Genomic DNA, 26,239 nt, shown 5'->3' on the forward strand with positions numbered 1-26,239 from the left:
GATTCCGGACATGCACTGTTGCGGAGCATGCAACAGTCCCGTGATCCGATGTGCACCATGCACTGCACTGATGACCCTCCATCCAGCCAATCCATGAACGGCGCAAAGCCCCATCCTGCAAGGCCATTCATCCTTTCGAGCGACAACACGAATACCTCCTTGGTGCGCTTATCGACGCGGTTGCCCGGCAGTAGGGTGGGGCCTTCTGTCACTCACCGGGGAAGACGCATGACAAAAACAACAATGCGCGCCATCTTCACACCGCAGGCGCTGGCAGCCGCGGTGGCTCTGGGTTGCTGCGCCCAGGCGCAAGCGGTTGCGTTCAACATTGGCGAGATCGAGGGCACCTTCGACTCATCGCTATCGATCGGTGCGAGCTGGGGCATGCGTGATGCCGACAAGTCGCTGGTCGGCACGGTCAATGGGGGTACCGGGCAATCTTCGACCGGTGATGACGGGCGTTTGAATTTCAAGAAGGGCGAGACCTTCTCGAAAATCTTCAAAGGCATTCACGACCTTGAACTCAAGTACGGCGACACCGGTGTCTTCGTGCGCGGCAAGTACTGGTATGACTTCGAGCTGAAAGACGAAGACCGCGAGTTCAAGCCGATCAGCGACAGCGGCCGCAAGGAAGGGGCGAAATCTTCCGGCGCGCAGATTCTCGATGCGTTCGTCTATCACAACTATTCCATTGCCGATCTGCCGGGCACCGTGCGCGCCGGCAAACAGGTGGTGAGCTGGGGCGAAAGTACGTTTATCGGCAACTCGATCAACAGCATCAACCCGATCGACGTTTCAGCGTTTCGGCGCCCCGGAGCGGAGATCAAGGAAGGTCTGATTCCGGTCAACATGCTGTTTGGCTCGCAAGGTCTGACCGATCAACTGACCGTTGAAGGTTTCTATCAACTGGAATGGGACCAGACCGTTCTCGACAACTGCGGCACCTTCTTCGGTGTCGACGTGGCGGCTGACGGCTGCAACAACGGCTACACCGTCGGCAACCCGGCGATCGCACCGTTTGTCCCGCTGACTCAGGCCTTTGGCCAAGGCATTCAGGTGACTCGCGAAGGCGTGGTGATCCCCCGTGGCGGCGACCGTGATGCGCGGGATTCCGGGCAGTGGGGCACGGCGTTGCGCTGGCTCGGTGACGACACTGAGTACGGTCTCTACTTCATGAACTATCACAGCCGTACGCCGACCGTCGGCACCACCACGGCCGGCCTGTCGACGCTGGCGGCATTGCCGGGCATGGTCGGGATCGCCAATGGCCTGGCACCTGGCAGTGGTTCCGGTCTGGCGCAGAGCGTGATGCTCGGACGCGGTCAGTACTACCTCGACTATCCGGAAGACATCCGTCTGTACGGCGCCAGTTTCTCCACTACCTTGCCGACCGGTACCGCGTGGACCGGTGAGATCAGCTACCGGCCCAACGCTCCGGTGCAGGTCAACACCAACGACCTGACGCTGGCGCTGCTCAACCCGATTGCGGGTGGCACGGCGTCGCCACTTTCGACGTCACCGGGAGCGGACAACAAAGGCTATCGGCGCAAAGAGGTCACACAAATCCAGAGCACCCTCACGCACTTTTTCGATCAGGTCTGGGGCGCTCAACGCTTGACCCTGGTCGGTGAAGCGGCGGTGGTACGGGTCGGCGGCCTGGAGTCGCGCAACAAGCTGCGTTATGGCCGCGACTCGGTGTACGGCCAGTACGGTTTCGGCGGCGACACCGACGGTTTCGTCACCTCGACCTCGTGGGGCTACCGCGCCCGGGCGATCCTCGATTACGCCAACGTGATCGGCGGGATCAACCTCAAACCCAACCTGTCGTGGTCGCATGACGTCGCCGGTTACGGCCCCAACGGGCTGTTCAACGAAGGCGCGAAAGCGATCAGCGTCGGCGTCGATGCCGACTACCGCAACACTTACACCGCGAGCCTCAGTTACACCGACTTTTTCGGCGGCGACTACAACGTCCTCGAAGACCGTGACTTCGTGGCCCTGAGCTTCGGCGTGAACTTCTGATCTGCCCGAGAAGGATGACTGCAATGCGCAAAACGATTCTGCAATGTGGTGTGCTGGCCCTGAGTCTGCTGGCAGCCAATGTGATGGCGGCGGTGTCGCCAGACGAGGCCAACAAACTCGGCACCAGCCTGACCCCGCTCGGCGCCGAGAAGGCCGGCAACGCTGACGGTTCGATTCCGGCATGGAGCGGCGGCATCCCGAAAAATGCCGGGGCGGTGGACAGCAAAGGTTTCCTCGCCGACCCGTTCGCCAATGAAAAACCGCTGTTCACCATCACCGCGGCCAATGTCGACAAGTACAAGGACAAGCTTTCCGATGGCCAGGTGGCGATGTTCAAACGCTACCCGGAAACCTACAGGATCCCGGTTTATCCGACCCATCGCACGGTCGCCGCACCAGCGGAAATCTACGAGTCAGCCAAGCGCAGTGCGCTTAATGTCACCAGCATTAACGATGGTAACGGCCTGGCCAATTTCACTGGCAACCGCTACTACGCCTTTCCGATTCCGAAGAACGGTGTGGAGGTGCTGTGGAACCACATCACCCGTTATCACGGCGGCAACCTGCGGCGCATCATCACCCAAGTGACACCGCAGACCAACGGCAGCTACACGCCGATCCGCTTCGAAGAAGAGATCGCCGTGCCGCAACTGATGAAGGATCTCGACCCGGAAAAAGCCGCCAACGTGCTGACTTTCTTCAAGCAGTCGGTGACCGCGCCGGCACGTCTGGCCGGTAACGTGCTGCTGGTGCACGAAACCCTCGATCAGGTGAAGGAGCCGCGTCTGGCGTGGATCTACAACGCCGGTCAGCGCCGCGTGCGTCGTGCGCCGCAAGTGGCCTATGACGGCCCGGGCACCGCCGCCGATGGCCTGCGCACGTCGGACAACTTCGACATGTTCTCCGGCGCTCCGGATCGCTACGACTGGAAACTGGTCGGCAAAAAGGAAATGTACATCCCGTACAACAGCTACAAACTCGACTCGCCGAGCCTCAAGTACGACGACATCGTCAAGGCGGGGCACATCAATCAGGACCTGACCCGTTACGAACTGCACCGGGTGTGGGAAGTGATCGGCACGGTGAAACCGAACGAGCGGCACATCTACGCCAAGCGTCACATGTACATCGATGAAGACAGCTGGCAGGTGGCGCTCGCTGACCACTATGACGGTCGCGGACAACTGTGGCGCGTTGCCGAAGGTCACGCGCAGTATTACTACGATCACCAGGCGCAGGCTTACACCCTTGAAGCGCTCTACGACATCATCGCCGGTCGATACATTGCCCTGGGGATGAAGAACGAAGAGAAGCACAGTTTCGAGTTCGGCTTCGAAGCCAAGGCTGCCGACTACACGCCATCGGCCTTGCGCGCAGAGGGCGTGCGGTAACGGTTTTGATACAAGGCCAAGACAAAAGGCGACCGCTCGGTCGCCTTTTTTATGGGCGTCAATCAGCGCGCTGAATACTCGTCAACAAGTCCATGGGAGAGGGCTAGGGTGAGGGCACAACGATAAAAAGGCTCACCCGATGACCGCCATGACTGCTTGTCTGGATCGCCCCGGATTTCTGCCCAGACTTTCTTCCCATCATCAGCTCCGCCCGCGTTTGAGCGAACCGCTACTGACGTCGGTGGCACGGATCAGACTGATCTGTGCGCCGGCCGGCAGTGGCAAAAGCGCGTTGCTCTCGGAGTGCCTGTTACAGGCGCCGGCACATTGTGTAGTGCACTGGCTGCCATTGATGGGCGTGTCCTTGAGTGCCGAGGCGTTCTGTCGGCGGCTGAGTCAGGCGTTGGGGCTGGCCGAGATGGATGAGGCGCAGTTGACGGTTGCTCTGGCACGCTGGTCGACACCCACCTGGCTGTTTATCGACGACTACTGTCGGCTCCCCGCCCCGGCACTCGATGCGCTACTGGACCGCTTGCTGGCGCTCAGCAGTCCGGCATTGATCTGGTGGATCGCTACGCGCCGACGGCCGCCATGTAATTGGCCACGGTTGCTGCTGGATGACGAATTGTATGAATGCGAAAACGCGACGCTGGCGCTGACCCAGAACGAGATCGCCCAGGCATTGAAACATTTGTCAGCGGAGCAAGCTGCCAGAGTGGCCACCCGGATCGTCCATCGAACCGGTGGCTGGTGCGCCGGGGTGCGCATGGCGCTGCTGCAAAAATGCGACTGGGCGCAAAGCACCCAGCCGCAGCAACGGGTGGAAACGTTGCTGGATTATCTGCAGCACGAACTGTTTAGCAGTCTGACGCCAGAGTTGGCGGAAGTCTGGCGGGTACTGGCTGATTTGCCGCGCTTCAACGCTGAACTGTGTGAGCACTTGTTCGGTGCCGGAGAGGGGGCGCAAAGCCTGCGTTCACTTCAAGTTCTCGGATGTTTTATCGAGCCTTGGCAGGATTCCGCCGACTGGCTGCAGGTTTTTCCACTGCTGTCACGGGTGATGCAGGATGAACATTGGCCGGCCGGCCGCTCATGGCACCGCCGGGCATGCCAGTGGTTTGCGCTCAGGCATGACTGGCGTTCAGCGTTTGAACAGGCATTGCTTGCCGAAGAGTTCGAAACCGCAGTCAGTCTCTTGCAGCACTTCAGTTTCGAGCACTTGTTCGAGGAGCAGACGGTGGTGCTGCTGTTACGTCTGCATGAGTGCCAGGGTGAAGAGCTGACGATGGGTACCCCTCAGTTGGTCGGGTTGATTACTGCTGCGTTGCTGTTTGCCGGTCGCTTCGGGCAGGCGGTTCGGAGCATCGCCCACCTCTCACGGTTCATGCCGCAGCCCTCGGCAGCGCTCGAGCAGCAATTGATCGCCCGCTGGCAAACGCTGAAGGGCTGGTTATGTCATTTGGAAGGGCGGATGGATGGCGCCCATGAACACTTCTCGCAGGCATTGGAGACCCTTGATGGCGACAATTGGATCGCGCGGGTGATGTGTCTGTCCGGGTTGACTCAGCAGGGGCTGTTGAGAGGTCAACTCGACGTGGCCCACGCGCTCAACCGACAAGGCTTGTGCCTGGCTCGGGCGCACGGTTCGCTGGTTTTCGAAGCGCTGCTTGAGTTTGATCATGCGCAATTACTCGAGCAGCGTGGCGCGGCATCTCGCGCCGAAAGCCTCTTGGCGGGCGTTGATGATTTGCTCGCCCGACAACCGAATCGGCTGACACCGCTCAGGGGAAGGATAGCCCTGCGTCGAGGGCGTCTTGCGTTGAGTCAGGGGCAGGAGGCATCGGCAGCAGCGTTCTTCAACTCCGGACTTGAGGATTGCAAACGCAACGGTGACAAGCGTGTTCTTTACGGCTATTTGGGACTGGCGCAACTGGCCGCCAACCAGACCGATTACGACGCCGCGTTTGTATGGCTGCGTGACGCCGAGCGACTGATGCAGCAACGGCAGATTCCAGACACGGTTTATCGGGGAGTGGTGTTACAGGTCAGCAGCCTGTTCTGGTTGCAGCAAGGACGTGCCGAATTGGCATGCGAGGCGATGACGCGATTGTTGCGGCATTATCAAGGCTCAGCGGCATTGCAGGCCCCGCCAGCGACACTTGAGCTGATTCCGCGAGTTGAATACCTGTTAGTCCTTGCGCAGGTGGGTTCAGGTACGGCTTGCAACCCGATGGTCGAGCTCGGGCGTCTGCTTGAGACGGCGCAACGATGCAAAATGATCTCGCTGGAAACCGACCTGCATCTGGCGATGGCAGAGGCCGCCTTTTCGCTGGGTGATCAAGCTGGCGCACGCCAGCACTTGCGACAGGGGCTTGAACGGGTCAGCCAGCATGGGCTGCATCAGGCCCTGCATGAACTGAAATTGCGCCAGCCGAGCCTGTTGTCGTTGTTGGAAAAGGTTGCTGAAGCACCTGGTGCCGAGACATTGACTCATAGCGCTTTACTCAGTCAGCGTGAGTTGGAAGTGTTGTGCCTGATTGCCAGAGGATATTCCAATCAACAAATTGCCGATCAACTTTATATCTCTTTGCATACGGTAAAAACTCATGCGAGACGGATACATGGAAAACTAGGTGTGAAGCGTCGAACGCAAGCGGTTGCGAGTGCCAAGTTGTTGGGTCTGGATCTGTCTTGAGTTTGTTACGGGTAAAGTGATATTTATCTGTCTGAATATTTTTCGGAGATGTTTTATGACTTTTTAAAATCTGAAGTAACGTCTGTGTGGTTTTAATGGTTGCGCGTGTTCGATAACTTTGTTGCATTCGATAAGTGACCTGATGTCATTTTATTAGTGCAAAAAAAGGAGTTGAACATGAGTGATTTAATTGAGTCTGCAGCTCTTCGGCCGGTGTGGTTGTCACGCGTCAGCGAGCAAGATCTGAAGCAACATGATGATTTAATGCAGCAACTGGTTGAGCTGGAACGCCAGCGTGATGGTCTGCTCGGTAAGACGGCCTCTTTGAGAACCTTTGCCGCTGCCAGTGCTAAAGATTGGGTAAATAGTGCGCTGGGTGTGTCGATTGATCCAGAGCAGATCAAAGTGACTTGCCGCTATAAAATAAAAGTTGGCCAACGTTCTCTGGTTCAAGAGGACAAACGTACATTTGTGGAGCTGGCGCTGTTTGGTCTGCATGATCGTAATTATCGATTTGATATGGCTTTCGAAGGGCCGGTGCCTTCAGGGTTGACCTCTGCAAAAGTTGAAAATTGGCTCTCTAATATTGATATACGTTCCGACTTTCGAGAGGCGCGTCGTAAAGCGCTTAATGAATATGATCTGCAAATCATCTTGATTGAGGCTCTCGGCGCGCGGATCGCGTACAGCGTATTTGCCGCAACCTTGCAAGGACACCTCAAGCGACAGAACATGGACATGGTCGACCGCTTCATGCGCGGCGATCAGAGTATTTCAGCGTCTGCCGTGGTGGTTAATAATTACCGATTCAGTTTCAGGGATCTGATGGTTTTCCGTGAGAAAGCCAGACCGTTCGGCAACTGTGTGCTGTTTGCACCCGGTTCGCCTGACGGGCGTGACTGGTATGAGTTTCCCAATAGCGACGGTATTGTTACCACGGTCCTGGATTGGGTGCGTACTGACCGGGGTATGGCGTATCTGTCTTCGCAGGCAGATCCTGACCAGAAGGGGGTACTGGCGAAATATGCGACAACGCTGCGACAACTCCCCAGTGCCTGGAAGGGATTGACGTTCAAGGAATGGTCTGCGGGTCCCGAAGGGATTCTTGCAGAACCGATGTTTCATCAGTTGGAGTGGGATCGGAAACAACAAGAACAGGCGTATCCGGCTGTCTATCGCGAGTCGTCAGGGGAGACGCGTCAGCTATTCGCTCGCTTGCATACCGAGCTTAAAGCGCTCTACACGGTAGGCACACGCGAAGCGGGAGTCCTGACCTACGAACGCTTCTGTTATAACCTGATCAAACAAAGAATTGAGGATCTACTAAAAAACGTTGGTGAAAATGTAGAGGTAAATCCTGATGATATTTATATTGAATTAAATGAAAGAGAGAAAGTTTCTCTCAGTGATCTGATCATTAAAGAGACTCCGTTTTATGCCCATGAGGGCGGCGGAGAACTTGTTGGGGTTTATCCTCGTTTGCGCCTGGGTGCGAAACATCCTCTGCTGCGTAATCTGGATATACGTCAGGTAGCGAGTTGGTCCAGGACTTTGCGTCCGGGAGAACAGTACATCGCCATGCTGCGTGCCGACTATTTGAATCGGTTGCACCCGGATTATGAGTTTAAGCGGGAGGCTCACTTCCGCACGAAGTATGCGGAAATGACGCGTGCGGTGCTATCCAGCTATTTTGCCGGCGAGCTGTCCAGTCAGGTGGCCGATCAAATTGGCGTGCTGATCGATAAGTTTGATACAGGCACTTCGTCATCTTTTCCACCTTACGGTGAAGTCCCTTCTACTGTGCAATCTAGTGCGGTCTTCAAGTTTCACGTGAAACGATGCCTGGTTGAAGGAGTGTATGTTTTCAGGTTGGTGCAGAACGGTAAGATTAATGAGGTTCTTTACACGCCTAACGCACCTGACGGGGTTAACTTTCGCCCATTGAGCCAGCTCTTTGAGTCCATCAGGGAACGTGGATTGGGTCAGTATTTATATAAGCGGGTAAAGTATGTAGATCAACCGATTATGGGAACCTTCATTAATAATGTGGAGTTCACCAATATCTCTGAAAAACCTCCAGTGCTTGAGTTGAACAGCCGGGTGCTGTCGCTACGCTCGAGTTATAACGAGCGCATTGAACGGATCATTTCCGATGTTGACGCACAAACCACCAGCCTCAGCGAAGTCATCGGCAAGCTGGCGTATGAGGCGGCGGTCCTGGCGGCAAGCGCGGTCAGTCTGGTAATTCCACCGGTAGGCGTGGCCCTCACCGTCGTGCAGATCACCAGGAATGTACTGGATGGCGCCGAAGCCTACCGATATGGCGACAGGGCCGCGGCATTCGACAATTTCAAGGATGCCTTGCTTGATCTGTATTCGCTGGTTCCTGGCGGCAAGGAAGCGACCAAGGCGCAGAAAACCCTGATTCAGCTGATGGGGGACAGCAAGACCATTGTCGGCCTGGTCGCTTCGGCAACCGGTCAGAAGCTCGGCTACGAGCGCTTCCTGGAATTGCTGGAAGAGATCCTTGCAGAGGAGCCGGCGAGCGACAGCAAAACCGTTTTGCTGTAAGCCCTCTGCAAAATACTGACTAGCGGGCGGGCGGGTGCCTGTCCGCATCAAATCCCATCCGCCAACTCACGGCCCGCGTCGCCGCCAGCAACCGCTGCGCCGCCGGGCCGTTTTCGTCGGCGTGGAATAGCGAGGTCGGGCCAACGATGGTCAACACGGCGGCGACCTGGCCGACAGCGTTGAACACCGGTGCGGACAACGCATCCACACCCGGCATCAACAAGCCATGCACATGATGCAGACCGCGTTCGCGGATCTGTTCACACAGGGTTGCGTAGGTTTTTTCGTCCTTCAGCGGATGATCCGCTGCGGCGATTTCGCGGTCACGCAATTCATCGGTTTCCCGAGGCGGCAAGTAGGCGCTGAACACCAGTCCGGTCGATGAACTGAGCAGGGGCAGCACTGAACCCAGTTGCGTCACCACCGTCACCGCACGCACCGCCGGCTCAATGTGCACCACGGTCGCGCCCTGATTGCCCCACACCGCCAAAAAGCAGGTTTCGTTGAGTTCGTCGCGCAGTTCGGCCAGCGGCAGGGCGGCGACTTTCAGCACGTCCATACTGTTGAGGGCGGCCAGGCCGACACGCAGAGCTTCGCGGCCGAGACCGTAGTGGTTTGTGGCAGTGTTCTGCTCGGCAAAACCCGAGGCGATCAACGCCTGCAGATAGCGGTGAACTTTGCTCGCCGGCATCTGCACGTGCTCGGCCAGGCGCGACAACGAAGTCGATGGCGACAACTCGGCCAAGGCCTTGAGGATGTCGGTGCCGACTTCGGCAGAGCGGACTTTCTGTTTGCCGTTGCTGTCGCTGATTTTTTCCATGGTGCGGCCGGGTTCCGAAACGAATGGGCGTCTTTATAGCTTGACGCTGGATAGCGAGCAAATTACGTTATGCGTAATCGAATTACGATAATAACAACCCCGGCGTGCCGAAACCTCTGAGCCAGAGCGATGGGCCACTGCCGACTCCCTGTTCAGGAGGCTCCATGAACCTCGATTCAACCGTCCAGGCGCTGGCATATCAGTCCGGTTTCGGCAACGAATTCAGCACTGAAGCGTTGCCCGGCGCGCTGCCCGTCGGCCAGAATTCCCCGCAAAAAGCTCCTTACGGCCTCTATACCGAATTGTTTTCCGGCACCGCGTTCACCATGACTCGCAGTGAAGCGCGGCGTACGTGGATGTACCGCATTCAGCCGTCGGCCAATCACCCGGCCTTTGTCAAACTGGAGCGGCAACTGGCCGGTGGCCCGTTGAGTGAAGTGACGCCGAATCGCCTGCGCTGGAATCCGCTGGAGATCCCGGCCGAGCCGACCGATTTCATCGACGGTCTGGTGAGCATGGCCGCCAACGCCGGCGCCGAGAAACCGGCCGGCATCAGCATCTACAACTACGCCGCCAACCGTTCGATGGAACGCGTGTTCTTCAACGCCGACGGCGAACTGCTGCTGGTGCCGCAACTCGGCCGTTTGCGCATTGCCACCGAACTGGGTGTGCTGGAAGTCGCGCCGCTGGAAATCGCCGTGCTGCCGCGCGGTCTGAAATTCCGTGTCGAATTGCTCGACCCGCAAGCGCGCGGCTATGTCGCCGAGAACCACGGCGCGCCGCTGCGCCTGCCGGATCTGGGGCCGATCGGCAGCAACGGTCTGGCCAACCCGCGCGATTTCCTGACCCCGGTCGCCGCTTACGAGAACCTGCAGCAACCGACCACCCTGGTGCAGAAATTCCTCGGCCAGCTGTGGGCCACCGAACTTAATCACTCGCCGCTGAACGTGGTCGCCTGGCACGGTAACAACGTGCCGTACAAATACGATCTGCGCCGCTTCAATACCATCGGCACGGTGAGTTTCGATCACCCGGATCCGTCGATCTTCACCGTGCTGACCTCGCCGACCAGCGTGCACGGTTTGGCCAACCTCGACTTCGTAATCTTCCCGCCGCGCTGGATGGTGGCCGAGAACACCTTCCGGCCGCCGTGGTTCCACCGCAATCTGATGAATGAATTCATGGGCCTGATCCAGGGCGAATACGACGCCAAGGCCGAAGGTTTTGTGCCCGGCGGTGCGTCGCTGCACAGCTGCATGAGCGCCCACGGCCCGGATGGCGAGACCTGCACCAGAGCGATCAATGCCGAACTCAAACCGGCAAAAATCGACAACACCATGGCCTTCATGTTTGAAACCAGTCAGGTGCTGCGCCCAAGCCGTTTCGCCCTCGACTGCCCGCAACTGCAACCCAATTACGACGCCTGCTGGGCTACTTTGCCCGCCACGTTCGACCCGACCCGGAGATAACCCATGACGCAGAATTCCATCACCCGCAGTTGGGTCGCTTCGGCCAACGGCCACACAGATTTCCCGTTGCAGAACCTGCCGCTCGGCGTATTCAGCATCGCCGATGCGCTGCCGCGCGCTGGCGTGGCGATTGGCGACCACATTTTCGATCTGCAAGTGGCGCTGGAGGCCGGTCTGTTTGACGGCATTGCGCGCAGTGCAGTGGAAGCCATGCACGGCGGCCAGTTGAACGCGTTCTTTGATCTCGGTCGTGAGGCACGTGTGGCTTTGCGTACACGCCTGCTGGAACTGTTCAGCGAAGGCAGCACCCTGCGCGGTAACATTGAAGCTCAAGGCGCGAAACTGTTGCCACTGGCCGCCGATTGCCAGTTGCACCTGCCGGCACGCATCAGCGATTACACCGACTTCTACGTGGGCATCGAGCACGCGCAGAACGTCGGCAAACTGTTCCGTCCGGATAACCCGTTGCTGCCGAACTACAAGCACGTGCCGATCGGTTATCACGGTCGCGCCTCCACTGTGCGCGCCTCCGGCACCGACGTGCGTCGGCCGAAAGGCCAGACGCTGCCGGCCGGTCAGACCGAGCCGACATTTGGCCCATGCGCACGTCTGGACTATGAGCTGGAGCTGGGCATCTGGATCGGTCAGGGCAACGAGATGGGCGATTCGATCGCCATCGGTGACGCCGCTGATCACATCGCCGGTTTCTGCCTGCTCAACGATTGGTCGGCCCGCGATATCCAGGCCTGGGAATACCAGCCGCTGGGGCCGTTCCTGTCGAAGAGCTTCATCACCAGTGTGTCGCCGTGGGTCGTCACGGCGGAAGCGCTGGAGCCATTCCGTACCGCGCAGCCGAAGCGTCCTGAAGGTGATCCGCAACCTTTGCCGTATCTGTTCGACAAACGCGATCAGGACGGCGGTGCCTTCGACATCGAACTGGAAGTGCTGCTGCTCACCGAAGCCATGCGCGAGCAGAACCTGCCGGCCCATCGCCTGACCCTGAGCAACACCCGCTACATGTACTGGACTGTCGCGCAAATGGTCGCGCACCACAGCGTCAACGGCTGCCAGTTGCAGGCCGGTGACCTGTTCGGTTCGGGCACTTTGTCCGGCCCGGAAAACGGTCAGTTCGGCAGCCTGCTGGAAATCACTGAGGGCGGCAAAAAGCCGATCGAACTGGCCTCTGGCGAAGTACGTAAATTCCTTGAGGACGGTGACGAAATCATTCTGCGCGCACGTTGTGCCCGTGATGGTTTTGCTTCGATCGGCTTCGGCGAGTGCCGCGGCAAAGTGTTGCCGGCGCGCTGACAGGAGCGGCTCATGGATCTCTATACCTACTATCGTTCGACCTCATCGTACCGGGTACGAATCGCGCTGGCGCTCAAAGGGTTGGACTACCAGGCGCTGCCGGTCAACCTGATTGCACCGCCGGGCGGCGAGCATCGGCAGGTGGCGTATCTGGCGATCAACCCGCAGGGTCGTGTGCCGGCCTTGCGCACTGACGAAGGCGATTTGCTGATTCAGTCGCCGGCCATCATCGAGTACCTGGAAGAACGTTATCCACAGGTGCCGTTGCTGCCTGAAGATCTGCTCGCCCGTGCGCAGGTGCGCGGTGTGGCAGCAGTGATTGGTTGCGACGTGCATCCGCTGCACAACGTCAGCGTGCTCAATCGTCTGCGCCAGTTGGGGCAGGACGAGCCGCAGGTGGTCGAGTGGATCAGTCACTGGATCAGCCAAGGGCTGGCGACGGTGGAGCAACTGATTGGCGATGAGGGTTTCTGTTTTGGCGAGTGGCCGTGCGTGGCCGACGTGTACCTGATTCCGCAGTTGTACGCCGCGGAACGATTCAACGTCAGCCTTGAGGCGTATCCGAAAATTCGTCGTGTTGCCGCACTGGCGGCTGAACATCCAGCGTTCATCAAGGCGCATCCCGCCCATCAACCCGATACCCCGTAACCTTGTGGAGCCTGCTCGCGAAAGATGAGTGTCAGTCACCATTCATTTGGCTGACACACCGCATTCGCGAGCAGGCTCGCTCCCACAAGGTTTGGCGTTGAACGACCCAAAAAACATAAAAACAAAACAGGTACCTTGCGATGCATAACCAGATTGCCAGCTTCCGGGCGGCACTCGACGCCCGTCCTGTGTCTCGCTATCAGTGGTTACTGTTGATCCTGCTGGCGCTGTTGCTGGTCACCGACGGCTACGACGCTCAGGTGCTCGGTTACGTGGTGCCCGCGCTGGCGCAGGACTGGGGCCTGGAAAAGTCGGCGTTCGGACCTGTTTTCAGCGCCAATCTGCTCGGTCTCACCCTTGGTTCACTGGCTGTCACGCCGCTGGCTGACCGCTTTGGCGTGCGGCGGATTCTGCTCGCCTGCGTGCTGATCTACGCCACGCTGACCGTGCTGATGGTCTTCGCCGATTCCCTGAACACGCTGATGATCGCGCGCTTTATCTGCGGCATCGGTATGGGCGGGGCGATGCCCAGTGCCATGGCGTTGATGTCGGAATACTCGCCACCGCGGTTGCGCACTTTGATGGTGACGCTGGCGGCCTGTGGCTTCTCGTTCGGTGGCGCGGCGGGTGGTTTCGTCGCCGCCGGGTTTATCGACCGGTTCGGCTGGCAAGCGGTGTTCCTCGCCGGTGGCGTCACGCCGTTGCTGTTGTTTCCGTTTCTCTGGTGGATGCTGCCAGAATCGCTGCCACGTTTGCTGCGTGATGCACCGCCGTATGCGCGGCTGCGCAAAGTCACCGCGCGCATGCTGCCGGACTGGCAACCGCCCGTTGCCAGCGTCGAACAGAACGAGCACGAGCAGGGCAGCAAACTGACCGTGGTCGAGTTGTTCCGCAACGGTTACGCACGGCCGACCTTGCTGATCTGGGCGACGTTTTTCGTCAGCCTGATTTTGTTGTATTTCATGATCAGTTGGTTGCCGACGCTGTTGCTGGAAAGCGGGTTGAAACTCAACGAAGCTAATCTGGTGACGTCGATGTTCCTGTTCGCCGGTACTTTGGGCGCGATTTGCATTGCCTGGTTTGCTGACCGCTTGAAGCGCAAGGTGCGTCTGTTGTCAGCGGTGCTGGCAGGCGCAGCGCTGTGCACGATTTTGCTCGGGCTCAATCACGACAACCCACGCTATCTGGTGGCCTGCGTGTTTGCCGCCGGCTTCTGCATCATCGGCGGGCAACTGACGTTAAATGCGTTCGCCAGTAATTTCTACCCGGCGCATGTGCGCGCGACGGGCACCGGTTGGGCACTGGGCGTGGGGCGCTTCGGTTCGATACTCGGGCCGCTGTTCGGCAGCCTGTTACTGGCGATGCACATTCCGGTGGCGCAGATTTTTTTCTTCTGCGCGATCCCTGCGGTGATTGCTGCGCTGCTGATTATTCAGGTGCGTTCACCCTCCGAAGGAAATTCGACAGTTGGAATGGGGATATCTGTCAAATCCTGAAGAGCAAAAGATCGCAGCCTTCGGCAGCTCCTACATGGGAATGCATATTTCAATGTAGGAGCTGCCGAAGGCTGCGATCTTTTGCTTTTAATGGACGACGGAGTTGGGCGGCAGGTGCCCGAGGCGCTCGGTCAGGCGCAGGCGTTGAATCGGGTCGTCGCTGAGCAGCAGCGCATGCTCCAGATCGAAGCGCTCGGCGTTCGGGCAGTCGAGCCGCTGATAAAGACTGGCCCGGGCCAAGTAATCGGCAACGCCGGCGTCACCCAGTTCGAGTACGCGTTCGGCATCGATCAGCGCGGCAATGAAATCATCATGCGTCAGGTACAACTGACGCAAGTTGCGTGACAGGCGCTGGAGCATCTGCTGGGGTGTCGCGGTCAGCAGATGCTCGGCAGTCAGCTTCATGTTCGGCCCGTATTGGCGCTGCAACAGTTCGCGACAGTCATTGGGATACAAGCGCCGGCCACCGCAGGGATCCAGCAAGTGATCGGCGCCGGGCACCCGCAACAGGAAGTGCCCGGGGAAGTTGACTCCAACCAGAGGAATTTCCAGCCCGCGCGCCAACTCCAGGGCAATCAGCGCCAATGCCAGCGGCTGGCCGCGACGGGTCTGCAACACTTTGTGCAGCAGCGCAGCCTGTGGACGCAGTGGCAGAAAATCGTCCTGTGCAAAACCCAGATCGGTCATGCGGCGTAACAACGGTTGCGCCAGCTCGCTTACCGGCAGCATTGGCAAACCGTAACTGACCCGTTGTTGCAGTTCTTTGAATTCGTGCAGCAGCGCGTCGGGATCCACCGCTTTTTCGTGCTCGGCCGCCATCCACAGCGCGGCTTCGAACAGCGCGGGCGGTGAACGGTGCAGGCATTCGAAAAAACGTTGACGCGCACTCATCGCAATCTCCGGGGAATGCCTCGTTTTAGCCCGGTCCGCGAGATTCGTCCAGTGCCCCGCTGCGCAGGTGTCGGGTTATGCCGCAAAGCCGTTGTCTGCGCGGGCGCTTATTCCGGTGCGCTCCAGCAATTTTCGGGCGCAGGCCTATACTGGCGTTCTACAAGAAGTGATTCGGGAGCCCAACGATGTTTGCGCTCATGCAAAGCACTCGCCTGGAATCGCTGCACCTTAGCGTTGATCCGGTCACCGGGTTGAAGGCGGTCATTGCCATCCATAACAGTCGCCTCGGGCCAGCCTTGGGCGGATGTCGTTATCTTGCCTATCCCAATGACGAATCCGCCGTCGAAGATGCCATTCGCCTGGCTCAGGGCATGAGCTACAAAGCCGCGTTGGCAGGGCTGGCTCAGGGCGGTGGCGTCGCGGTGATTGTGCGTCCGGTTCATGTGGAAAGTCGTGGCGCGCTGTTCGAAGCCTTTGGCCGCTGCATCGATCAGCTCGATGGCCGCTATATCACCGCCATCGACAGCGGCACCTCGGTCGCGGACATGGATTGCATCGCCCAACAGACCCAGCATGTCACCAGCACCACGTCAGCCGGCGACCCGGCGCCGCATGCTGCCATGGGCGTGTTTGCCGGCATTCGCGCAACGGCGATGGCTCGACTGGGCAGTGATAATCTCGAAGGTTTGCGCATCGCCATTCAGGGCCTGGGCAATGTCGGTTTTGCCCTGGCCGAGCAACTGCACGCCGCCGGGGCTGAACTGCTGGTCAGCGATATCGACCACGGCAAGGTGCAACTGGCGATGGAGCAACTCAACGCCCATCCGATCGCGAACGACGCGTTACTCAGCACCCCGTGCGACATCCTTGCACCGTGCGGTCTGGGTGGTGTGCTGAACAGCCACACGGTCACCCAGCTGCGGTGTTCGGCCGTGGCCGGTTCGGCAAACAATCAACTGACGCACCTGGATGTCGCCGATCAACTGGAGCGACGCGGAATTCTGTATGCGCCGGACTATGTGATCAATGCGGGTGGGCTGATTTACGTCTCGCTGAAACATCGTGGCGAGGAATTACCGACGATTACTGCGCACCTGTCGAAGATCAGTTCACGGCTGACTGAAGTTTTTGCCCATGCGCAGGCGGAGAAGCGTTCACCGGCGCGGGTGGCGGATGAGCTGGCGGAGAAAGTTTTGTATCGCTGAAAAAGCAAAAGATCGCAGCCTTCGGCAGCTCCTACAGGAAATATGCATTCCAAATGTAGGAGCTGCCGAAGGCTGCGATCTTTTAAGGGCGCGCTGATTACTTCGCAGCTTTTACCGCTTTGGCAGGCTTGGCCGGCGCTTCAACCGATTCCACCACTTCAGCGTTCTCGACAGGCTCGGCCGGTGCATTGAGCAACTCGGACAGTGCATCCGGCTGGCTCTTGAACGCCCGGGCGAATACATCGCGATTCTTCGCCATGTAGATCCCGGCTTCTTCCACTTGCTGTTCAGTCAGGGACGGAACGGCTTTTTGCAGCACATCGGCCAGATATTCGGCCAGTTCGAGCATTTTGTCATGACGGTCAGCTTCGGCTTTATCCATGAACAAGCGCTCCAGATCTCGGCTGCTGCGGTATACCACTTCGACGGCCATTCACCACCTCACATGCCTTCACATTAAGTTGTCTTGACGACTACTGTATCCATATACAGCGAAAAGGATAAGCGAATCCCTGCGCCATGGGTAGTGGCTTTTCAATGTAGACCGGATTTCGGGTTTGTCAGGAGATCGTGTTGCTGCATTCGCGAGCAGGCTCGCTCCCACAACGGCGGAGGTGGTGCGACCAAACGCCACGGCGCGGGTTTGGCGGCGGCTCGCCATGATGGCGTGGCCTCTTTTCTGCATGAAAATCGTTACGTGCAGAAAACCGTCACGTCCAACACGCATCATCCGCTCGCATTCGAGCTAAGGAACATCATCGTGAAAATCAACTGGGCCGAGAAACTGCGGCAGAACGTGCATCAACTGGCCGAGTCCCTGGGCAACCTGTTCGTCGAGACCTTCCACTATCTGGCGCTATTCGCCATCGGTGCGGTGACGGCGTGGGCGGCGGTGATGGAGTTTCTCGGGATGCTCGAGGAAGGCCACATCAAGATCGATGACATTCTTCTGCTGTTCATCTATCTCGAACTGGGCGCGATGGTCGGGATTTATTTCAAGACCAACCACATGCCGGTGCGCTTCCTGATTTATGTGGCGATCACCGCGCTGACCCGTTTGCTGATCTCCAACGTCTCGCACCACAACCCGCCGGACATGGGCATCATCTACCTGTGCGGCGGGATTCTGCTGCTGGCGTTCTCGATTCTGGTGGTGCGTTACGCCTCGTCACAATTTCCCTCGGTGAAGATCGAGAAGCCGCAGCGCAAACTCGGCGCCGGTTCCAGCGAGCATCCCGAAGTCGAAAAGGGCGAGCTTTAAAGCCCGGCCGCTGGCCGGGGCTGGCCAATGATGCGCGGTGGTGGCGGGGTCAGCCCGTCACCGCTGGTCATCGCTTCGAGGATGGCCATGGCGCTGTGGCCTTGTTCGATAGCGATGCCGAATTGAATGCTTTGCACCAGCCGCTTGAGGCGCGCGGGGTCATTGCGTTGTTCGGCACTGATCATGCGTTTGGCCACGATTCGGCCGCTGTTGGACAGGGTCAGCATGATGCTGCCGTCCAGGCCCTGAATGCTCAGGTTGATCTGATAGTCCGGCGCGAAGGCATCGGTAATGATCTGAAATGGGTTGTCCATGATGCGTCACCGCCTGATTGAACGTGCAGTTGTTGACCGGCCGTGATCGGGTTGGTTCGCCAAACCGGATCACCGGCCCTTCCGTGGCCTGTATTTGTTGCTTCATGTAGGAGCTGTCGAGTGAACGAGGCTGCGATCTTTTGCTCTTCGCTGTTTTGATTTCGATCATGAAGAGCAAAAGATCGCAGCCTGCGGCGGCTCCTACAGGGGAGTAGCAAGGGCTGTGCCGGGAAAATTGTCGAACAATGAACACGGGCATAAAAAAGGCGAGCCACACGGCTCGCCTTTTTTTATGGCGCGTTTTCAGGGCAGAACCGAGTAGATGATCGCTGACAGTGCAATCAGGCCGATCAACACCACAAACACGTTGGACACCTGGCCCGAATACTGGCGCAAGGCTGGCACGCGGCGGATGGCGTACATCGGCATCAAGAACAGCAGGCAGGCTATCACTGGCCCACCGAAAGCCTCGATCATCCCGAGGATGCTCGGGTTGAAGGTCGCTACGGCCCAGCAGCTGAGAATCATGAACACGGCGGTTGCGCGGTTCAGCCAGCTCGCCGACATCACTCGGCCACGACTGCGCAGGCTTTTCACGATCATGCCCTGAAAGCCTTCGCTGGCACCGATGTAGTGGCCGAGGAAGGATTTGGTGATCGCCACCAGCGCAATCAGCGGCGCGGCGTAAGCGATGACCGGGGTCTGGAAGTGGTTGGCCAGGTACGACAGGATCGAAATGTTCTGCGCTTTCGCCGCTGCGAGATCGGCGGGCGAGAGCGCCAGCACGCAGCTGAAGCAGAAGAACATCACCGTCACGACCATCATGCCGTGGGCCATGGCGAGGATGCCGCTGCTTTTACGTTCGGCCTGCTCGCCGTAGCGTTGTTTCTGCTCAACCGCGAACGCGGAGATGATCGGCGAATGGTTGAACGAGAACACCATCACTGGGATCGCCAGCCACAGCGTCTTGAGAAATACGGACATTGGCATGGCTTCTTGAGCGCTGGCGAAAAACGCGCCGTTCCAGTTCGGAATCAGGCTGACCGCGAGCAGCAGCAACGCGGCGACGAATGGATACACCAACACGCTCATGGCTTTGACGATCACGCTCTGACCGCAACGAACAATCGCCATCAATCCGAGGATCAGCACCAGCGAGAGAATCGCCCGTGGTGGCGGGGCGATGTGCAGTTGGTGTTCGAGGAAACTGCTCAAGGTGTTGGTCAGCGCGACGCTGTACACCAGCAGGATCGGGAAGATCGCGAAGAAATACAGCAGCGTGATCAGCTTGCCGGCGCCGATGCCGAAGTGTTCTTCAACCACTTCGGTGATGTCCCCGGAACGTCCGGACAACACGAAACGGGTCAGCCCACGGTGGGCAAAAAACGTCATCGGGAAAGCCAGTACGGCGAGAATCAGCAAAGGCCAGAAACCGCCGACGCCGGCATTGATCGGCAGGAACAAGGTGCCAGCACCGATCGCGGTGCCGTACAGGCCGAGCATCCAAGTGGTGTCGAATTTGTTCCAGCCCTTGTGGGCCGTTTCTGCATTGCGTGTGCGGTCTACGGCGGGATTTTCGGCAGCAGGTGTACGTACATCGGTCATCGGTATCGCCTCGTTATTATTTTTGCTCGGGCTCACGGTTGGCAGACCGTCGGGTGCGGTCTGCCGGGGCGGTCAGGGAAAGCGCCTCAGCACTCCACCCAGCTCACGGCCAGGCCGCCCCGTGAAGTCTCTTTATATTTGTCATGCATATCGGCGCCGGTATCGCGCATGGTGCGGATCACCCGGTCGAGGGAAATGAAGTGCTTGCCGTCGCCGCGCAGTGCCATTTGTGTGGCGTTGATCGCTTTCACGGCGGCGATGGCGTTGCGCTCGATGCACGGCACTTGCACCAGGCCGCCGACCGGGTCGCAGGTCAGGCCGAGGTTGTGTTCCAGGCCGATTTCGGCGGCGTTTTCCAGTTGCTCCGGAGTGGCGCCGAGTACATCGGCCAGGCCCGCTGCTGCCATCGCGCAAGCCGAACCGACTTCACCCTGGCAGCCGACTTCGGCGCCGGAGATCGAGGCATTTTTCTTACATAGAATGCCGACGGCAGTCGCACCGAGGAAGAAAGCGACCACGTCATCGTCAGACGCGTCCGGATTGAATTTCATGTAGTAGTGCAGAACCGCCGGGATGATTCCGGCTGCACCGTTGGTCGGCGCGGTAACCATGCGCCCGCCGGCGGCGTTTTCTTCGTTGACGGCAAGGGCGAACAGGTTCACCCATTCCATTGCCGACAGTGTTGAACTGATCACGTTCGGCTTGCCGATTTCCAGCAGGCTGCGGTGCAATTTCGCCGCGCGGCGCGGCACATTAAGACCGCCGGGCAGGATGCCTTCGTGGCTCAAGCCCTGTTCGACGCATTCACGCATCACCGACCAGATGTGCAACAGGCCCTGGCGGATTTCGGCGTCGCTGCGCCAGGCGCGCTCGTTAGCCATCATCAGTTCAGAGACGCGCAGGTTGTGCTGTTTGCACAGTGACAACAGTTCGGCGGCGCTGGAGAAATCGTACGGCAACACCACGTCGCCGGCCGGAGCGACACCGGACTCGGCTTCCGCCGCTTCGATGATGAAGCCGCCGCCTACCGAGTAGTACGTCTGCTCGAACAGCTCGGCAGTTTCGCCAAAGGCTGTCAGCGACATAGCGTTGGGGTGGTAGGGTAGGCTCTCATCCAGCAGCAGGAGATCGCGCTGCCAGTCGAAGGCAATTTCTCTTTGCCCGGCGAGGGACAGTTGGCCCGTCTCGCGCAGTTGCTGGATGAGTGGGTCGATGGTCGCCGGGTCGATGCTGTCTGGCCATTCACCCATCAGGCCCATGACCGTGGCGCGGTCGGTGGCATGGCCGACGCCAGTGGCCGACAGGGAACCGTATAAACGGATTTCCACACGGCGTACGTCGTTCAACAAACACTGATCAATCAGCGCCTGAGCGAAGGTCGCTGCCGCCCGCATCGGGCCGACGGTATGGGAACTGGACGGGCCAATGCCGACTTTGAATAGATCGAAAACACTGATAGCCATGCTAAACCCTTACAAGCAATGGAGTAGGAATCGCTGCCATTTTTTGTAGGACAAGCGCAATGTCGGCGATACTGCCTACCTCGGTCCTACGTGACTAACGAAACTTCCTAAGTAAGCCTTTAGCAGGACTAAACGATGAGTCGTCAATTGCACGCCCAGACCTACGTCTGGCTGCAGGTGTTTTCCTGTGCCGCGCGGCACCTGTCGTTCACCCGTTGCGCAGAAGAACTGCACATCACCCCTGGGGCGGTCAGTCAGCAGATTCGGCAATTGGAAGAGCGCCTCGGGTTTCGTCTGTTTCATCGGCGCGCGCGCGGCGTTGAGTTGAGCGCAGAAGGGCAGCGGTTGGCGATCACCGTTAACGAGGCATACGGCAGCATCGATGCCGAACTGCGTCGACTGGATGCCGGAATGATCAGCGGGATTTTGCGCGTGCGCTCGATTCCGTCGTTCCTCAGCAAATGGCTGACACCGCGCTTGCCACGGCTGCAACAGCGCTATCCAGACATTCAGCTGCGGCTGGTGGCCGAGGACAGCAGCGTGCCGTTGCACGAGGGCGACTTCGACCTGGCCATTGATCTGAACGACGGCAGTTATCCGGGACTGTTATCCACAGCCTTGCTCGACGAGCAGATTTTCCCGGTGTGCGCACCGAGCCTGCTACGCGGACGACCACCGCTACACGGGCCGGCGGATCTGGTGCATTTCCCGTTGCTGCACGACATCACCGCCTGGCGTGGCAGTTATGAATACGCGGAGTGGGAGTTCTATTTGAACGCGATCGGTTTTGAAGGCGCCGACGTACGGCGTGGACATACCTTCAATCGCAATCACCTGACCATTGAAGCGGCGATTGCCGGCATGGGCGTGGCGATTGCCCGGCGTACATTGCTCAACGATGAGCTGGAACGGGGGACGTTGATCGTGCCATTTGGCCTGTCGGTGCCCAACCATAAACGCTATGTGTTGCTGTACGCGCCAGGGGCGTTGAGCCATCCGGGCGTGCGTGCGGTGCATGACTGGCTGGTGGAGGAAGCGGGGATTTTTCGCAGCTTGCACCCGTTGAATGACGGGCAATTGTGAGCAAATTTTGCTGGGTTGCGAGGCGACCCAACTCCCGACCTTACCAGTGCTTTGCTCGGTTGTCCGGCTTTTTTTGCGAATGAAAATTTATCTTTTTTCAGGGGTTGAAATGTTCGCCGGTCGGGCCGATTGTTGTAACCAAGGGGTCAGGAAATTCAATTCAAGGCCCCTCGCGAGCTAGCTGAAATAAGGGATGAACTATGCAAATCCAAGTCAACAGCGATAACCATATTCAAAGTAGTCAACGACTGGAGGAGTGGGTACGTACAACCATTGAGAGCACGCTCGAACGTTATGAAGAAGACCTGACCCGCGTCGAAGTCCATCTGGCCGACGAGAACGGTGACAAACCAGGTCCCCATGACATGCGCTGCCAGCTGGAAGCGCGGCCAAAAGGCCATCAACCGATTTCCGTGACCCACAAGGCCGATTCGCTGGACCAGGCGATCGACGGTGCTGCTGAAAAGCTTGAGCACAAACTGGACCATCTGTTCGGCAAACTGCGAGGTAAGCCACGTGCCGCTGTAGTGCCCTTCACCGGCAAAGCCAATGACAAGCTGTTGGCAGAAGAGTTTGACGAGAATGAACAGGCAGCGATCAACAGTTGATGCGCTGATTTCATAAGCCACCCAATAGAACTTTCATAAGCCACCCAATAGAACGGGCCTGCGATAGCAGGCCCGTTTTTGCTTTTGGAGGTATTTGCACAGGGCGTAAGAAAGCGGCCCCTCACCCCAGCCCTCTCCCGGAGGGAGAGGGGGTCGACCGAGGTGTCTTGCGGGGTACGTCGACCTGAAAGACCCAGTCGATTATGGATCCGACGCAGTACTTTCAGGCTAATGAATTTCTGAAGCATCCCGGTCAGCCCATCTTCTTCTGGAAGAGGCCGACCGAGGTGTCTGAAGAGGTACGTCGACCTGAGAGACCGAGTCGATTATGGATTCGGTCCAATACGTTCAGGTCGATGCATTTCTAAAGCATCCCCCGGTCAGTCCCCTCTCCCTCTGGGAGAGGGTTAGGGTGAGGGCATTTTTCGATTCGCCGCAATTCTCATGATTTGCTCCAGCACATCGTCCATCTGCTGGATCACCTCGAGATTACTGAAACGCACGACTTCAATGCCCTTTAGATTCATGTACTGCGTCCGACGCTGGTCATGAATCAGTCCCGGCGTTTCATAATGCTGGCCACCATCCAGCTCAATCGCCAACTTCAACTCGGCACAATAAAAATCCAGCACGTAAGGCGGACACGGAAATTGCCGACGAAATTTCAGATTGGCGATTTGGCGGGAGCGGAGTTTTTGCCAGAGCAGGTGTTCGCAGTCGGTTTGATTGACGCGTAGATGGCGGGCGAACTGGGCGAGGGTGGGGCGGGTTTGCATGCTTCACGATCCTTGTGAAGTTGGGTTGAAGTTTTACTGTAGACCATGACTCGCTGACCCCCACTCCAGCCCTTTCCAGAGGGAGAGGGGGCCGATTTTTACGCTTTTCAAACGTAAGCTCGACTCGATATCTCATGTCGGCGTAACCCGCCAAAACAACGCGGTCAGTCCCCTCTCCCTCTGGGAGAGGGTTAGGGTGAGGGGCTTTTCAATCCTCAGAACGCCACAGAAGTCTGCACATAAACCGTCCTCGGCTCCCCCACATACTTACCCTTGTTGTTGTCATCAAACGACCGCGTGAAGTACTGCGTGTTGAAGATGTTCTTCACCCCCACCGCCACATTCAGATCCGCCAACTGCGGCCCGAAGTCATACCCGGCGCGGCTGCTGAACAGCATGTAACCCGGGATCTTCCCGGCACTGCCATCGGCACTTTCCTTCGAAGTGTTGGCGTTGTCGGCGAACTGGTCGCTCTGGAAGCTGCTGTCCAGATTCAGCTTCCATGGCCCTTCGGTGTAACCAACGCCAATCGTGCCCTTGTGTTTCGACGAGAACGGCACGCGATTGCCCTTGTTCGGTCCGTCCTCGCGGATGGTCGCGTCAACATAGGCGTAAGTGGCGTAGACATCGAAACCGGCCAGCGCCGGGTTCAAGTCATCCAGCGCGTAATTGATGCTGGTCTCGATGCCCTGGTGACGGGTTTCGCCACGGGCGATCACCGAGTCGTTGGTCTGATTACTTTCGTACTGATTGTCGAAGTTGATCAGGAACGCGCCGATCTCTGCACGCAACGCACCGTTGTCATAGCGCGTGCCGAGCTCCCAGGTGCGGGCCTTCTCCGGTTTCACTTCGCCGCTGCTCACACGGTTGGGCATTTGGCTGTACTGCACGCTGCCGAACGAGCCTTCGGTGTTGGCGTACAAATTCCAGCTATCGGTCAGGTGATAGAGCACGTTCAACGCCGGCAGCGCAGTGTTGTAATCGCCCTTGTATTTGACGTCGGTCAGGTTGTTGGTCTGCTGCGACTCGATCATCTCGTAACGCACGCCCGGGGTGATCGTCCATTTGCCGATGTCGATGCGGTCATCGACGAAGAACGCATTGGCTTCGGTGCCGCCACGGGTATCGCGGTCGTTGCGGCTGGCGGTGCTCGGGTATTCGTTGCTGCTGATCGGCGTGCGATAGCGCAGTTCGTGGCCGGCCTCGTTGATATAACGGTAGCCGACGCCGACTTCATGGCTGGTCGGACCGAGGTCGAAGCCTTGGGCGAAACGGGTTTCCAGACCGCGCACCCAGTACTTGCGCGGTGACAGCGAGAGGAACGTGCCCTGATCCAGATAACCGCTGCGCAGGGTCTTGGTGAAGAACGTGTTGGCGGTGAACTCGCGGCGATCTTCCTGATAGCGATAACCGACGTTGAACATCGTCCGCCGGCCCCAGAACTGGTCTTTTGGCCGCGTCGACTGGTACGGATCAGCGTCGTAATCGGCGACGTTCAACCCGCCGGGCATGTCGGCCTTGCCTTCGTAATACTGGGCCATGGCGTTGAAGCTGTTGGCCTCGTCGAGCTGGTACTTGCCCTTGAGAATCAGGTCGTCAATCTCGGTGTCGCTGTGTTCACGCCAGTCACCACCGCGGGTGCCAGAGTAGAGCAGCGCGCCACCGAGGCCATTGGCATTGGTGCCGCCGCCCAGCAGGTTGGCGCTGGTCTTGAAACCGTCATGGCTCGACGACGGGCTGGTTTCCGTCTGGAAGCCGCCCTTGACCGTTGGCTCGTCGGGGATCGCCCGGGTCACGAAGTTGACCACGCCACCGACGTTCTGCGGGCCGTAACGCACTGCGCCACCGCCACGCACTACGTCCACGGCATCCATGTTGCCCATGCTGATTGGCGCGAACGATAGCTGCGGTTGGCCATAAGGCGCGAACGGCACAGGAATGCCGTCCATCAACACCGTCGAGCGCGCGGCCAGGCGTGGATTCAAACCACGGATGCCGAAGTTCAGTGCCATGTCATGGCTGCCGGTGCCGTTGTTTTCCGGGGCATTGACGCCGGGGATGCGGTTGAGCACATCACGCGCCTGAGTCGCGCCCTGACGTTCGAACTCTTCGCGGCGGATTACGTCGCGAGCACCGGGATGTTCGAAGACATTGATTTGCGCGGCGTCGCCGAGCCAGTCGCCGACGACTTTCGACGTGTCCAGTTCCAGCGCGGCATCCGCCACCGGTTGCAAACTGAACGCATTGTTGCCCTCGACGCGTGCTTGCAGTCCGGTGCCTTCGAGCAACGCATTCAGACCTTGCTCAGGCGTGTAGCTGCCCTCCAGGCCTCGACTTTGCACACCGCTGGTGACTTGCGAACCGAATGAAATCAGCACGCCTGCTTCACGACCAAACTGGTTGAGGGCGTTTTCCAGCGACGACGGTGCGATGTGATAAGCCTTGGCATCACCGGCCATCGCAGCGGGCAGGGCACTGAAACTCAGGCTGGCGCCGAGGACAAGATTGCGCAGGGTGCGAGCCAGTGGCGTGAGGCGGGTGGAGTGCATGTCGGATGATCCTGAGAAGGTTGAATCAAGGGGGCTTTCCTTCTCTGTCACGCCAGATCTGAAA

19 protein-coding genes and 1 pseudogene are annotated in these 26,239 nt (G+C 58.6%); 12 read left to right on the forward strand and 8 right to left on the reverse strand.

Annotation, left to right across the window (positions count from 1 at the left end; translation table 11 throughout):
* The first annotated feature begins 228 nt into the window (after positions 1–228).
* The 4 genes from ACRRSD_RS19980 (at position 229) to ACRRSD_RS19995 (ending at position 8,679) form a co-directional block, all read left to right on the forward strand.
* On the forward strand, positions 229–2,022 hold the full coding sequence (locus ACRRSD_RS19980) for a DUF1302 domain-containing protein (RefSeq protein ID WP_435034885.1): 1,794 nt from the start codon (positions 229–231) through the stop codon (positions 2,020–2,022).
* A 23-nt stretch (positions 2,023–2,045) separates the two neighbouring features.
* Entirely contained in the window at positions 2,046–3,413 is a 1,368-nt protein-coding gene (locus ACRRSD_RS19985; RefSeq protein ID WP_435034886.1) for a DUF1329 domain-containing protein, read from the forward strand.
* 139 nt (positions 3,414–3,552) lie between these two features.
* Entirely contained in the window at positions 3,553–6,108 is a 2,556-nt protein-coding gene (locus ACRRSD_RS19990) for a LuxR C-terminal-related transcriptional regulator (RefSeq protein ID WP_435034887.1), read from the forward strand.
* 177 nt (positions 6,109–6,285) lie between these two features.
* A complete protein-coding gene (locus ACRRSD_RS19995) occupies positions 6,286–8,679 on the forward strand; it encodes a dermonecrotic toxin domain-containing protein (protein WP_435034888.1) in 2,394 nt (797 codons plus the stop codon).
* A 19-nt stretch (positions 8,680–8,698) separates the two neighbouring features.
* Here the strand turns inward: ACRRSD_RS19995 and ACRRSD_RS20000 are convergent, their stop codons facing one another.
* The gene (locus tag ACRRSD_RS20000; protein WP_435034890.1) at positions 8,699–9,499 is read right to left on the reverse strand and encodes an IclR family transcriptional regulator; all 801 of its coding nucleotides are present in this window, start codon (positions 9,497–9,499) and stop codon (positions 8,699–8,701) included.
* Positions 9,500–9,663: 164 nt separating this feature from the next.
* On the opposite strand from ACRRSD_RS20000, the gene hmgA reads away from it, so the two are divergent.
* From hmgA to ACRRSD_RS20020, 4 genes are all read left to right on the forward strand, one after another.
* Positions 9,664–10,968 carry a homogentisate 1,2-dioxygenase gene (gene hmgA, locus ACRRSD_RS20005; protein ID WP_435034892.1) on the forward strand — a complete coding sequence of 435 codons (1,305 nt, stop codon included), beginning with the start codon at positions 9,664–9,666 and terminating at the stop codon, positions 10,966–10,968.
* A 3-nt stretch (positions 10,969–10,971) separates the two neighbouring features.
* A complete protein-coding gene (gene fahA, locus ACRRSD_RS20010) occupies positions 10,972–12,276 on the forward strand; it encodes a fumarylacetoacetase (RefSeq protein ID WP_435034894.1) in 1,305 nt (434 codons plus the stop codon).
* A 12-nt stretch (positions 12,277–12,288) separates the two neighbouring features.
* Positions 12,289–12,924 (forward strand): maleylacetoacetate isomerase, encoded by a 636-nt coding sequence (gene maiA, locus ACRRSD_RS20015; protein ID WP_435034896.1) that lies wholly within the window; start codon positions 12,289–12,291, stop codon positions 12,922–12,924.
* 140 nt (positions 12,925–13,064) lie between these two features.
* The gene (locus ACRRSD_RS20020) at positions 13,065–14,420 is read left to right on the forward strand and encodes an MFS transporter (RefSeq protein WP_435034898.1); all 1,356 of its coding nucleotides are present in this window, start codon (positions 13,065–13,067) and stop codon (positions 14,418–14,420) included.
* An 87-nt stretch (positions 14,421–14,507) separates the two neighbouring features.
* Here the strand turns inward: ACRRSD_RS20020 and ACRRSD_RS20025 are convergent, their stop codons facing one another.
* Positions 14,508–15,311 carry a SirB1 family protein gene (locus ACRRSD_RS20025; RefSeq protein WP_435034899.1) on the reverse strand — a complete coding sequence of 268 codons (804 nt, stop codon included), beginning with the start codon at positions 15,309–15,311 and terminating at the stop codon, positions 14,508–14,510.
* A 185-nt stretch (positions 15,312–15,496) separates the two neighbouring features.
* On the opposite strand from ACRRSD_RS20025, the gene ACRRSD_RS20030 reads away from it, so the two are divergent.
* Complete coding sequence (locus ACRRSD_RS20030) at positions 15,497–16,516, forward strand: Glu/Leu/Phe/Val dehydrogenase dimerization domain-containing protein (protein ID WP_435034900.1); 1,020 nt, start codon at positions 15,497–15,499, stop codon at positions 16,514–16,516.
* Positions 16,517–16,694: 178 nt separating this feature from the next.
* On the opposite strand, the pseudogene ACRRSD_RS20035 reads toward ACRRSD_RS20030, so the two are convergent.
* A pseudogene (locus ACRRSD_RS20035) lies at positions 16,695–16,949 on the reverse strand (YebG family protein); the annotation flags it as partial.
* A 327-nt stretch (positions 16,950–17,276) separates the two neighbouring features.
* Here ACRRSD_RS20035 and ACRRSD_RS20040 point away from each other — a divergent pair.
* Positions 17,277–17,777, forward strand: coding sequence for a phosphate-starvation-inducible protein PsiE (locus ACRRSD_RS20040; protein ID WP_026000737.1), 501 nt, complete (start codon positions 17,277–17,279; stop codon positions 17,775–17,777).
* On the opposite strand, the gene ACRRSD_RS20045 is transcribed toward ACRRSD_RS20040, so the two are convergent.
* The 3 genes from ACRRSD_RS20045 to ACRRSD_RS20055 form a co-directional block, all read right to left on the reverse strand.
* On the reverse strand, positions 17,774–18,091 hold the full coding sequence (locus ACRRSD_RS20045; RefSeq protein WP_435034901.1) for a DUF3509 domain-containing protein: 318 nt from the start codon (positions 18,089–18,091) through the stop codon (positions 17,774–17,776). The two genes, ACRRSD_RS20040 and ACRRSD_RS20045, sit on opposite strands and share 4 nt — an antisense overlap.
* A gap of 303 nt (positions 18,092–18,394) precedes the next feature.
* Positions 18,395–19,696 (reverse strand): HAAAP family serine/threonine permease, encoded by a 1,302-nt coding sequence (locus ACRRSD_RS20050; RefSeq protein ID WP_435034902.1) that lies wholly within the window; start codon positions 19,694–19,696, stop codon positions 18,395–18,397.
* A gap of 86 nt (positions 19,697–19,782) precedes the next feature.
* Positions 19,783–21,159 carry an L-serine ammonia-lyase gene (locus ACRRSD_RS20055; protein ID WP_435034904.1) on the reverse strand — a complete coding sequence of 459 codons (1,377 nt, stop codon included), beginning with the start codon at positions 21,157–21,159 and terminating at the stop codon, positions 19,783–19,785.
* A 135-nt stretch (positions 21,160–21,294) separates the two neighbouring features.
* Here ACRRSD_RS20055 and ACRRSD_RS20060 point away from each other — a divergent pair, with 135 nt between their 5' ends.
* On the forward strand, positions 21,295–22,242 hold the full coding sequence (locus ACRRSD_RS20060; RefSeq protein ID WP_007914183.1) for a LysR substrate-binding domain-containing protein: 948 nt from the start codon (positions 21,295–21,297) through the stop codon (positions 22,240–22,242).
* A 200-nt stretch (positions 22,243–22,442) separates the two neighbouring features.
* Positions 22,443–22,850 carry an HPF/RaiA family ribosome-associated protein gene (locus ACRRSD_RS20065; protein ID WP_435034906.1) on the forward strand — a complete coding sequence of 136 codons (408 nt, stop codon included), beginning with the start codon at positions 22,443–22,445 and terminating at the stop codon, positions 22,848–22,850.
* Positions 22,851–23,257: 407 nt separating this feature from the next.
* On the opposite strand, the gene ACRRSD_RS20070 is transcribed toward ACRRSD_RS20065, so the two are convergent.
* Positions 23,258–23,626, reverse strand: coding sequence for an endonuclease domain-containing protein (locus tag ACRRSD_RS20070; RefSeq protein WP_435034907.1), 369 nt, complete (start codon positions 23,624–23,626; stop codon positions 23,258–23,260).
* A 215-nt stretch (positions 23,627–23,841) separates the two neighbouring features.
* Positions 23,842–26,175 (reverse strand): TonB-dependent Fe(3+) dicitrate receptor FecA, encoded by a 2,334-nt coding sequence (gene fecA, locus ACRRSD_RS20075; RefSeq protein ID WP_435034909.1) that lies wholly within the window; start codon positions 26,173–26,175, stop codon positions 23,842–23,844.
* Positions 26,176–26,239: the final 64 nt, after the last annotated feature.

The organism is Pseudomonas neuropathica (assembly GCF_051174785.1).
Taxonomy (GTDB): domain Bacteria; phylum Pseudomonadota; class Gammaproteobacteria; order Pseudomonadales; family Pseudomonadaceae; genus Aquipseudomonas; species Aquipseudomonas neuropathica_A.